This window comes from Microcoleus sp. BM001215392 (genome assembly GCF_036700185.1).
Classification (GTDB): domain Bacteria; phylum Cyanobacteriota; class Cyanobacteriia; order Cyanobacteriales; family Microcoleaceae; genus Microcoleus.
Window position 1 is genome coordinate 1 of the sequence record NZ_JAUBOJ010000412.1, and the last position, 6,391, is coordinate 6,391.

A 6,391-nucleotide genomic window follows, 5' to 3' on the forward strand; every position below is an offset into this window, starting at 1 on the left:
GATAAACGCAGATAATTTTAGGGTGTTTTCCGATTTTTGCAATTCAAGTCTACTGACTAATGACTAAGGACTAATGACTAATGACTAATGACTAATGACTACTGACTACTGACTACTGACTAATGACTACTCACTAATGACTCCCAAGTTTTGAAGTGCTTCTAAAGCTTCGGTTGCTGACGGGTAACGCTGGGGGAAAGCGTACAGCACCATCTGATCCAAAACGCTAGCAAACTCTGGGCTGACAGTTGCATATTTCTGCCAAATAAGATTGCCTAAATTATCGACTCTGAGTTGTTTGGGCCGCATCCCTGTCAAGGCTTGAATCCCGATAATCCCAATAGCATAGATGTCGCTGCAAAATTTCGGCGCACCGATGGCTTGTTCGGGGGGGATGTACTCTTGCTGAGTGCCACCGCCGCGCGATTGAGTTTGATCGGTGCTATTTTGTGAGGTGTTGATTTCTTTGACTGCTCCAAAGTCGATTAATACAATTTTGCTATCTGGTGAGCGCTTGATTAAGTTTTGAGGGTGCAAGTCGCGGTGAATCACATTTTGTTTGTGAACGAAGACTAGCACTTCTAAGATATCTTTCAACAAGGCAATAACTTCATCTTCTTTCCAGGGTTGACCTTCGATTAGTTCTTGATATAGGGGTTGCCCTTCGATGAATTGATAGACTAAATAAAAATATCCATCTTCTTCAAAGCGAGCTAATAATTCTGGTATCCTATCGTGGTGGCCCAAGCGATACAACACCCGGGTTTCTCTATCGAATAGCTCGCTAGTTTTCTTAGACTTGCTTTTCAGGCGCTTGACGAGACACAAAGGTCGATCGGGCAAATTTTCATCTTCAGCCAGATACGTATCGCTGTACTCGGTGCTGACTAAGTGTTCTCGGATTCGGTAACGCATCCGCAGCAGCTTTTCCAACAGCGTATCTTGCAATTTTGGCGGCTTGCCAACATTAGCGGGTGGTGTGCCTTGTACAACTCTCATCATGCAGTCCCAAAGATTTGCTCCGACTACTTTTTCTTCTGGTTCAATAATTCCTGCTTGCTTCAGTACCTTGGTGAGGTCTTTCCACAAGTTGTAGCCGACACCGCGCGCCAGGAAGCCCACTGCGTAGTAGCGGGCGGTCGGATAGTGTTCCTTTATTTCTTTGTAGGTCAAACCCTCTACAACGCCTTGAATTATGGCTTTTTGCAAAGGCTTTAGGTGTTTTTCAGTTTTTTCGTAGACCAGATTATCCAAACAAATGATTGCTTCTTCTATATTCATAGATTTCATCAGTTAAGTTGATTGTGCAGCAGCTACAGGTTTTGTTCTTGTATTTATGTTATAGACGGTTTACTTGAAATTTAATAAATTTTTCTAAATTTGAAATATATCTTGATAAATATGACTTTTATGAATCAAGGTTATGACTTTTATGAACTTAATTAACTTGACAAATGGTTGAGCGGTTAGTGTGAATTCACGGATTTCGATCGGGACTTAGGCAAAAGTAATACCATTTATCTAAAATTGTGCAACACTCGAAGACCCCCCTAGCCCGCCCTGATAAAGGGGGGGAACAAGAATACTGTTATTTCGTTTTAGATTGGTATAATTTGACGCGCTCTCGATCGGCTTCTGTGTGCTTGCGATCCACGCTACAAATAGAGGTTATACGTCCAAAACTGTAATCAAGAGTAATGAAGCTGAAGTTATACTGAAACAGAGGAAGTTAATTTATTTTGAGATATGATGGAAGCTGATTATCACAAGGCATTAAAACAGATAGAAACGGGAGATTTATTAGGTGCGCTGTACAGCCTCGATCGCATTTTGAAAAAAAATCCCAAGTTCGCACCAGCTTACCGCCCCAGAGCACAAGTGCGCGAACAACTCCAGGATTTGAAAGGTGCGATCGCCGATTACAAGGAAGCAATGCGCTTACAGGCGACGGCGATGTCATTTGGGGAACGAGTTTCAATTCAGTCGCAGATTATTGACCTCGAAAATGCGATCGTACAGGCGCGCTTGCTAAATACCTCAAAACACCTGTCGTCACCGTTTTTCTTCGAGGAAGCGTGCGCCAAGGTCGATCGCGGGGAATATTCACAAGCTTTGTCGGAGCTTAATTTGGTGTTGCAAATGCAGCCCGATCGCGCCTGTGCTCTTTGTCAGCGAGCCAAGGTGCACGCCAAGCTGGGAAACCCCAAAGCAGCAGTTGAGGATATCGCGCGGGCTTTGCAACTGGAACCGGAAAATCGCGAACTTCGCTGGCACCGGGGAGTTCTGCGCTTGTCTTTGGGAGATGGAGCTGGCGCAGTCTTAGATTTTACACATTTAATGCAGTTTAAGGGCGAGCGCGATCGCCTGTTTTTGCAGAGGGGACACGGATACTGCTTGCTGGGAGACTTGGACAAAGCTTTCAAAGATTATTCTAATGCGATCGCCATGTGCGATCGCGATGCTGAAGCTTTTGCCAGTCGCGCGGGCGTAGCCGAAGCATTGGGGGATGTCGCAGGGGCGATCGCAGATTTCCAGCAAGCGGCCGCGCTGTGGCTGAATCAAGGCAATTGGGAAGCTCACCAACGGGCGATCGCGCAAGCCAAAAAAGCGGCAGAATCAAGCATCATTCGAGTCCCGATTAAAGCTCGTTGGGGAGGAGTTCCAATCGTTGAAGTTGTCTTGAATAATGGTTGTGCTTTTACATTCGATCTGCTGTTGGATACCGGAGCCAGCAGGACACACATTACGCAACAGATGGCGGATCTCCTGAAAATCATGCCCTGTGGAACCTGTCAGTCGATGATTGCTGATGGTAGCGTTGTAACCTTTGACTTAGGTTGGGTGCAATCTTTAGCAGTGCAAACTGCCGTTGTACGCAACATTCAAATTGCGATCGGAGATAATCGGATCGCGTACGGGCTTTTAGGACAAGATTTTCTAGCTCGTTATGATGTGCAGATTCTCAAAAACCAAGTAGAATTGCATCCCCGATAATCTCTGTTTGTCTAGCGATCGATCGCGGTAGCTTCCTCAAAAATCGGGGTGATTCATTCTTCCGCAGCCCGCTCTTAGACTCAAGTCCCTGTCTAATAGCTAAAGTCGGTTAAAACCGACTCATAAGCTCATCGGCATTTGGATTGCTACAGTCGTCTTTAGACGACTTCAGCTATGAGACAGGGGTTGAAACCCCTGTCGGACTGTTGGACTGTCGGACTGTTGGACTGTCGGACTGTTGGACTGTCTGACTGTCGGACTACTAAGCTGTCGCACATTTAAATTGTATATTCAGGGCCGGCGGGACACCCCACTCATTGTCTGATTTTTTTGAGATGCAATTTAAATGCCGCAACAGCTTACAGCTTTGATAAAATCAATCAGCCTGCTTAATTTTTAATCTTGTTCACGTAGCCCCACAAACTGTAATCGCGACTCAGCCAACCCCGAAAAAAAGCCATTTGACTCGGATCTTCTTGCACCCGTTTGTAGCGGTAAATAATCCGTTCATTAATCATTTGCAGCGCCGTATTTTTGTTATTAGCAGCTTTCAGCGCATCCCTGGTGCGCGCGTCAAAAATTCCGGTTTGCGGTAATCCTAAAGCTTGCTGCAAAAATGTAATAGAGTTGTTAATACCGAAATTAACGGCAGTGTCAAACATGACGATCGCCAAAGCAGGCTGCATAGTACCCGAAAGGCTCGAATCCCAGTAATATTTATAAATTTCTAGGAGTTCAGCTTCCGACATCTGCGTCACATCGAGGGGTGGCAGCCCGCGACTGTAGCGATAGGCGTTGTATTCTGTTTGCAAGATGCCCCGATAGGTTCTCCCGCCCTTATCTGCGGGGTGATTGCTGAATCCGCCCTCAAAATATAAGGTGAAATAAAGCGCTGTTTGAAATACTCGCTGCCGAAAGTCTGCTGTCTGCTTTTGTGCGAAAGTCTTTTGGGTAAACGGTAAGGGGATCGCTAAGGCTAACAAGAGTATCCCCAGCAGAATGTTTGGTTTCCACTTGATGTGATTTTTGTGGCCTGAAGCTTGCTTGTCGCTCATAAATTCTCTGTGACGATCGCCCGTAGTTCCGCTAAAACTGCTACTCTGCAAAATAATCTAGATTCAACCTTTAACTTGATAGCACAGATAGGCCGCCAAATGAATTCCGATTTTCGCAACCAATCAGAAACACCCGAATTAGAAGATGCTGCATCGCTGACTGTCGTTGCAGAAATGTATTACTCCCAAGGCAATTTACCCGCAGCCGACGCTGCTTGTCGGCGAGCTCTGGAATTGCAACCGGATTGGGCGGCGGCTTACGTGACAATGGGTAACGTGCAACAAGCTAGCGGACAACTTGAGGAAGCAATGCGGTTTTATTCGGAGGCGATCGCCCTCAATCCCGATTTTGCTGAGGCTTATGCTAATTTGGGGAGTATGCTCTACAAACAAGGGCATTTCGTCGAGGCGATGGTTAATTACCAAAAGGCGATCGAACTCAAACCAACTTTGGCTGCTGCTTACTGGAATTTGGCAGGGGCGCTGAAACAGCAAGGGCAGTCGGATGCAGCGCTCGCCTACGAGCAAAAAGCTCTCGAACTCAATCCCCATCTGGCTCAGGTAGATTTTCACATAAATTTAGGCGATAAATTAGCACGGCAAGGGAAGTTAGATGAGGCGGTGGCTGCATGGCAGCGGGCGATCGCTTTCAAACCCGATTTACCCGAAGCCTACTGTCAAATTGGCATAATTTTGCGCCACCAGGGCAAAGTTAAAGAAGCAATTCCGAACCTGCAAAAGGCCCTAGAAATCAAACCGGATTTTATTTGGGCCCACCAACATTTGTGCGGCATCCTCAGAGATACTAGCGATTTAGCAGCCGCGCGCCAAGCTGTTCACAAATACAGCCAAATGTGCGCCGAAACCGATCCGATCATGACGGCAATTTACTTCATCAGCACCTATCAAGTCTCGGGATTGAATCAAATTGCCGCGGATCGTTTTTTACAGTTAGAGTCGTACTTGCAGCACAATTTAGAAACCACTAGCTCGGTAGAAATTAAATCGCTTTATGCAAATTTATTATTCAGCACGCCCTATTTGCGAGATGATTTGGCAGCTAATTCTAAACTTTACAGATTAATTGCCCGCAAGTACACAGACCAATGTATCAAACCAAATTCTACTCAACCGGCTAATTATACTTTAAAAGCAAAAACCGCAGCCAGCGAGTTAAAAATCGGCTTTTTGTCGAATCATTTCAGCCGCCATTCTGTAGGCTGGTGCAGCGCTGACATAATTCGCGAATTGTCGGACATCACACCCAATTTGTATTTGTACGCTTCCGAAAGAATTACTTTAGACGATCGCACTCAGCAATTTGACAATTTAGGCAAACTGACTTTCCCAAAAACTTACCCGAATGGACTTGCCAATTACGCCGAAATTATCAACCAAATTCAGCAAGATGAAATAGACGTTTTAGTCGATTTGGATTCTCTCAGTGTGCCAGTTCATGCAGACATTCTCTACCACAAACCAGCGCCTGTTTGTGTTTCGTGGCTGGGATTTGATGCACCTTATATATCGTCCCAAAATTACTTTCTGACAGACTGGCACTCGCACCCAGCGGGTAGGGAAAAATATTATGACGAGCAGCTCGTCAGGATGCCGGATTCGTTTGTAGCGGTGTCAGGATTTCAAAGGTATGGAGTCGATCCGGTGGCGTTGAGAAAGTCAAATCGCATCGGTTTGGATCAGATTGTTTACCTGTGCGTCGCTCCCGGAAGAAAATTTAATTCGGAGTTAGTAAAAGCACAAATTGCTATTCTGAAACAAGTGCCGAACAGTATTTTGATTCACAAGGCTTTGGGTGATGCTGCGGTGTTTGAGGCGGCCTATCACCAAGCTTGCGAAGCTGAGGGAGTCAGCCGGCACCGAATTAAGTTTTTGCCGAGGTTTGCTACGGAGGAAGAACACAGAATTATCTATTTGCTGGCAGATGTTTTGTTAGATTCTTATCCTTACAATGGAGGTACTCACACTTTAGAAGCTTTGTGGTTTAATTTGCCTGTGGTGACTCGCACTGGAGAGCAGTTTTTGTCGAGAATGGGTTACTCGTTTTTGCAGGCTTTGGGGATTGAAACTGGTGCAGCTTGGTCTTGGGATGAATATGTGGATTTGGGTGTAAAATTGGGTAAAGATGGTGAATTAAGAAAGACAATTCAAGCACAGTTGATGAAATCTAAAGACGCAGCAAATTTGTCGCCGCTGTGGAACCCGAAAAAATTTGCTGGTGATATGTATGCAGTGTTTGAAAAGCTCTGTAAAATCAATTCCCAAAAGTAGGGAAACGGCACTATATGTAGGGTGCGCAATCCGCACGGCTGTGCGGATTGCGC

At 45.6% G+C, this 6,391-nt stretch carries 4 protein-coding genes; 2 read left to right on the forward strand and 2 right to left on the reverse strand.

Annotated elements, in window-relative coordinates; translation table 11 throughout:
• Positions 1-126: 126 nt before the first annotated feature.
• Entirely contained in the window at positions 127-1,290 is a 1,164-nt protein-coding gene (locus tag QT974_RS29340; protein ID WP_333471910.1) for a serine/threonine-protein kinase, read from the reverse strand.
• A 456-nt stretch (positions 1,291-1,746) separates the two neighbouring features.
• Here QT974_RS29340 and QT974_RS29345 point away from each other — a divergent pair, with 456 nt between their 5' ends.
• Complete coding sequence (locus QT974_RS29345) at positions 1,747-2,994, forward strand: retroviral-like aspartic protease family protein (protein ID WP_333471911.1); 1,248 nt, start codon at positions 1,747-1,749, stop codon at positions 2,992-2,994.
• Positions 2,995-3,383: 389 nt separating this feature from the next.
• On the opposite strand, the gene QT974_RS29350 is transcribed toward QT974_RS29345, so the two are convergent.
• Complete coding sequence (locus QT974_RS29350) at positions 3,384-4,049, reverse strand: glycoside hydrolase family 108 protein (RefSeq protein ID WP_333471914.1); 666 nt, start codon at positions 4,047-4,049, stop codon at positions 3,384-3,386.
• A 99-nt stretch (positions 4,050-4,148) separates the two neighbouring features.
• Here QT974_RS29350 and QT974_RS29355 point away from each other — a divergent pair, with 99 nt between their 5' ends.
• A complete protein-coding gene (locus tag QT974_RS29355) occupies positions 4,149-6,338 on the forward strand; it encodes an O-linked N-acetylglucosamine transferase, SPINDLY family protein (RefSeq protein WP_333471912.1) in 2,190 nt (729 codons plus the stop codon).
• Positions 6,339-6,391 lie beyond the last annotated feature (53 nt).

What these genes read in the sequence shown, in the direction of transcription:
- QT974_RS29350 (WP_333471914.1), bottom strand. Translation starts at nt 4,049, where the DNA reads ATGAGCGACAAGCAAGCTTCAGGCCACAAAAATCACATCAAGTGGAAA.
- QT974_RS29345 (WP_333471911.1), top strand. Translation starts at nt 1,747, where the DNA reads ATGATGGAAGCTGATTATCACAAGGCATTAAAACAGATAGAAACGGGA.
- QT974_RS29340 (WP_333471910.1), bottom strand. Translation starts at nt 1,290, where the DNA reads ATGAAATCTATGAATATAGAAGAAGCAATCATTTGTTTGGATAATCTG.
- QT974_RS29355 (WP_333471912.1), top strand. Translation starts at nt 4,149, where the DNA reads ATGAATTCCGATTTTCGCAACCAATCAGAAACACCCGAATTAGAAGAT.